This window comes from Oculatella sp. FACHB-28 (assembly GCF_014696015.1).
Classification (GTDB): domain Bacteria; phylum Cyanobacteriota; class Cyanobacteriia; order Elainellales; family Elainellaceae; genus JAAUTN01.
On the sequence record NZ_JACJPJ010000056.1, the window covers coordinates 1 to 4484 of the forward strand.

The following is a 4484-nucleotide window of genomic DNA, read 5'->3' on the forward strand; positions in this document are numbered from 1 at the left end:
CACCGTAAAACCTTGTGCTACTCCAAATCCCTTGAGATGTTGAAATGTTCACTCCGTTTGCTGCTTCACTATTTGAAGTATCGAGCTATTCCTCTACCTACTTAACCATTACGGTTTCAGCAACGCCCTTTTTTGAATTAGCCTTGCCTCACACCCTAGCTTTAAATGGCAATCAGACTAACCACGCTTACCCTACTGGTGTCCAGCTTAGTCTTTTTGTCTCTGAAACAGACTTTGCAAAATCTAACGTACCATCAAAGTATGCTGTTGCACGAACTTCTTCGTTTGGCGGAAAGTCATCAAGAATTTCATGCTCGAAAGTTGAGGCAGGTCCAAGAGAAATTTCTTCCCATGTTGATGGAAGACCCGGTCTTTGCACATGCAGTAGAATTCTCTGTGCACCGACATCAGGGCTAACTGATCCAAATAGATTTAACCGATCTGGCAGAATATAGCCATCCAGGGAGATTGAGGTTCGTTTGCATGGTTTAATGATGTATTTTGCTCCGCCCCAGCGTTCATAAGCATGATCATCTAAACGCCAAGCTTCGAGAACGAAAGAGATGTCCTTGTTACAGGTTGCTTTCAATAGAGACTCATCCAGTACCACTCGAACACGGAAATAACCAGTTGAGAATGGTGCAATTTTGAGTTGTGCAGGGATAATTGTCATTTCTGCACCTGAACCAAGTCCTTTAGGAATAAGTTGCACCTCTTCAACATATGAACCGCCATTACGAACTTGAAACGTAAACTCAACTGGATCTGGTGGACTATCCGCTGGAGCTTCAAAAATGAAAGCATTCTGCTGTGCCCAGTCGTTGCTTGCATTTGTATCATCTGAAGCGAGGGCTAAGCCATTGTCATCACGCGGCACATCACGATTGCCAATCTGGGAGCGAAAACAAACGTGAGTATCGGTTTCACTGCTTACAGACCAATCAAAAGCAATAATTTGTGGGTCTGCATTGCTTGAAGGGAGTAGGGGGTTGGGTAATAGCTTTTCGTTCTCAAAGACTTGTTCCCAATCCCCACCTCCTGCTGGTCGGCGTAAGATTAACCCAACCTGTACATTTTCAGCCGTCGCATCACCAAAATTCCATACTCGAACAGCAACTTTGTGGTTCAGATCCCCATCACTCAGAACTCTAAAAGTTTCTTGATCAGGCTGGTTCTCGGGAAATTCAAAGTTGCCATCTTCATCAATCTCTTCGGGTTTAATAATCGCAATATCTGGGCTTTGCCAGTCTGGTGTGCTGTCGACAAATCCTAAATCAATCGCCGGACCTCTATCCCACCTAATGCGAATACGAGCTAGATCAAAGTTTGCGGCTGCCGTTGTGCCGGTCGCCCATTCTAACACCTCAACTGTCAATCCTACTTCAGGAAATGTTGGATCACTTGCAAAGTTAAAACTATCGCCTACGGCTCGTAGATCTTGAGTAAGAAGATGTACCTTCCTTCGATAGCGCTCCAGTACATCTTTTGTTGTTCCTACACCCTCAACTTCAATTTCAGCATAGCGTGTGTCGTCCTCAGGATCGATCGCATTCGTTGCTATCACACGAGATGGAGTTATGTCCGAAGAAAAGCGCACTCCTTTACCACGTAGTTCTAAAATATTGAATTGGCGACCGTCCCCACCCAATCGTAGAAATACGGCTGCTTTTACGGGTGTACCTGATGTCATACCAGCAAGTAATGCTCTAGCAAGGTCATTTCGCTCGCTCTCATCCTGTAGTGGATCCCAGTGTTCGAGCTGGAAGAGCACAACTTCTTGATCAATTGAGTTGTTTCCTTTGGGGCGATCAAGCACCAAAATCGCATCATCTTCGAGCCAGCCAACAACTCGCTTGTTATAAGCACAAAAGTGAGAAAATTCGCAACCTCCCATAATACAATGGGCCCCAACGTACTGCACTTGGTCGCGATATTTACCACCGCTATAAAGATCTGGCAATCTCAATAATCCATGTCCTAGCTCATGCGCTAGTGTATCGGCACTGCCAATGTAACGATCAGGATTATCTATGTTTCCGGGAGCAATCATGGTTACGATAGGATATCATCGGGCAGAACCCAGCAATCTACAGCCCTTTATTGAGCCGTCGCTGGACCCGTTTCTACCGTCTGTAGTAAAAAATCTGTTCCCATTAAAGCTTTGTACTGAGTTTGGGATGGGAACCAAAACGTGGGTAGATGCAACTAAACTGATTTGACTTAAGATACCTAAACTTGGAGGGCAGTCAATCAGAATGAAACCATACTCCTTCAATAAATGGTCTTTTTTAGGGTTGTCACATCCAACCCCATAAAGGTTGTCAGAGAAGCTTGAGGATCCATGTCTAGCAGAAGAACACGATTTCTACAAAAGGACAGCTGATAGCCTAGATTCTGGGTAATTGTTGTCTTGTCCACTCCGCCAGATTGTTTAAATAAAGCAATGACTCAGCTCACGAGATAACCTACGCTTTCAGATATCAACCAACGATTTTACTTGTACCTCTGTACCAGAAGAATACCTGATGAAGGACAATAATTGATGGATTACGAGGGATAAAGCAACAAGTGAGTGAACTAGTTGAAGGATATGGTGGACTTCTAGCTGAAATCAAGCAGCGGGTTAGGTCAGCCCAGTATGAAGCTCTAAAGGCAGTTAATAAAGAACTGATTGCTCTGTACTGGGACATTGGAAAGCTAATTGTTACTCGGTTAGAAGTTGAGAGATGGGGCAAAGCAGTTGTTAGAAATCTTGCACAGGATTTGCAAAACGAGTTTCCTGGCATGAGCGGGTTCTCTGCTGCTAATCTTTGGCGAATGCGGCTTTTCTATGAAACTTACGTCAATCATGAAAAACTCGCACCAATGGTGCGAGAAATTGGATGGACCCACAACCTGGTAATTCTGGAGAAGTGTAAGGACGACTTGGAGCGGGAGTTCTACCTCCGAATGACCCGTAAGTTTGGTTGGACAAAGAACGTTCTAATTCACCAGATTGAGAACCAGTCCTACGAGAAAACGTTGCTCAATCAGACTAACTTTAGCGAAACAATTCCTGAAGAAATTCAAGAACAGGCAAAACTTGCCGTTAAGGATGAGTACACCTTTAACTTTCTTGAATTGGGGGAGGAGCACAGCGAACGTCAGCTAGAGCAAGCGATCCTTTCAAGGATTGATCCTTTCCTACGGGAGATGGGTGGAATGTTTGCCTTTGTGGGAAGCCAGTACCGATTAGAGGTTGGGGATCAGGAGTTTTTCATTGACATTCTCCTCTTCCACCGCCGACTCAAGTGCTTAGTCGCAGTTGATCTGAAGATCGGCAAGTTCATCCCAGAGTACGTCGGAAAAATGCAGTTTTATCTAGCAATTCTTGACGATCTGGTACGGATGGAAGGAGAGAACCCTTCAATTGGAATCATCCTTTGCAAATCAAAAGACAAGACGATCGTAGAGTACGCTTTAAAGGACGCAACCAAACCGATCGGGGTAGCAACTTATCGAATGTTTTCGTCTCTCCCTCAGGAATTGAAGGACCAGCTGCCCGCGCCAGAACAGGTTGCAAAACTGCTAGAAGGATTGGAGTAATTGGGGCAAAGGTAACGATGCGATAGGATATAAACGTGCTGTGGTCTGGTACGGGGAGATCTAATCCCATCAGATGAAAGATGGACTCAAGGAACCCTTGGCATTGCCGTCCTGCCAGGTGATACACCGCTTTGACGGTTGCCATTGTCAGAATTGCTAAGTTGCTGTAGTAGAGAGAGGCTCCCGGTTTACCGCTTAAGTGTGGGGTTAATCCAGTTCTCTAGCACGGATTCTTCCATCCAAAAAGTCAAACTTCCCCTCGTTTTGAGTCCAGCGTTATACTCAGACCAGTTGCGGATGCGGTATTGACGTTTCATACGGTGGTTTTGTTGTGGTAAATAAAACTTACCACGCCACCCCATCCGCCTTTATATGCAACAAAGCCCTAGCTGACACAAGTGTCAAACAAGGACGGTCTGTTAACTACACTTGAGATCACAAACTGCTATAGCAGCAAGAAACAGGCAATCTACTTCTCTCTGGTTAATCCCAGACTAACGAATTTCGTACTTTGCTTGAGTTGCCATCAGGTGGTCATGGATTTTATTTCCTCTAATATCGAAAACGGGTTGCATTGCTGAACGAAAATGATAAATGCGATCGCCGCGAATTTCATAAACAGCTTGTTCAGCGTAGCCATACCTCTTTATCTCGTTGCCCCGGATTTCATAAACAGCCTGTCTTGCCGTCATGTACTCGTAGATACGCTTACCATCAAAACGTTTGTCGTAGTCACTTGCCATTTCAATAGGATTGAATACCTTTTGGTTTGGGCGTTGCTGAAACCGTAATGGTTAAGTAGGTAGAGGAATAGCTCGATACTTCAAATAGTGAAGCAGCAAACGGAGTGAACATTTCAACATCTCAAGGGATTTGGAGTAGCACAAGGTTTTACGGTG

At 44.8% G+C, this 4484-nt stretch carries 3 protein-coding genes and 4 pseudogenes; 2 read left to right on the forward strand and 5 right to left on the reverse strand.

The annotated features are described in order from the left end of the window. A pseudogene (locus tag H6F88_RS11185) lies at nt 1-105 on the forward strand (IS1 family transposase); the annotation flags it as partial. Between the two features lie 82 nt (nt 106-187). On the opposite strand, the gene H6F88_RS11190 reads toward H6F88_RS11185, so the two are convergent. Together H6F88_RS11190 and H6F88_RS34395 are read right to left on the reverse strand one after the other, a co-directional pair. Continuing rightward, complete coding sequence (locus tag H6F88_RS11190) at nt 188-2050, reverse strand: hypothetical protein (RefSeq protein ID WP_190642834.1); 1863 nt, start codon at nt 2048-2050, stop codon at nt 188-190. A 40-nt stretch (nt 2051-2090) separates the two neighbouring features. After that, nucleotides 2091-2445: pseudogene (locus tag H6F88_RS34395) on the reverse strand (AAA family ATPase); the annotation flags it as partial. 123 nt (nt 2446-2568) lie between these two features. On the opposite strand from H6F88_RS34395, the gene H6F88_RS34400 reads away from it, so the two are divergent. After that, nucleotides 2569-3585, forward strand: a complete 1017-nt coding sequence (locus tag H6F88_RS34400; RefSeq protein WP_190642835.1) for a PDDEXK nuclease domain-containing protein — start codon at nt 2569-2571, stop codon at nt 3583-3585. 34 nt (nt 3586-3619) lie between these two features. Here the strand turns inward: H6F88_RS34400 and H6F88_RS11205 are convergent. The 3 genes and pseudogenes from H6F88_RS11205 to H6F88_RS11215 all read right to left on the reverse strand — a co-directional run. Beyond that, a pseudogene (locus H6F88_RS11205) lies at nt 3620-3902 on the reverse strand (transposase); the annotation flags it as partial. 177 nt (nt 3903-4079) lie between these two features. After that, nucleotides 4080-4328 carry a hypothetical protein gene (locus H6F88_RS11210; RefSeq protein ID WP_190642836.1) on the reverse strand — a complete coding sequence of 83 codons (249 nt, stop codon included), beginning with the start codon at nt 4326-4328 and terminating at the stop codon, nt 4080-4082. Nucleotides 4329-4379: 51 nt separating this feature from the next. Then, nucleotides 4380-4484 (reverse strand): annotated as a pseudogene (locus H6F88_RS11215) (IS1 family transposase); the annotation flags it as partial.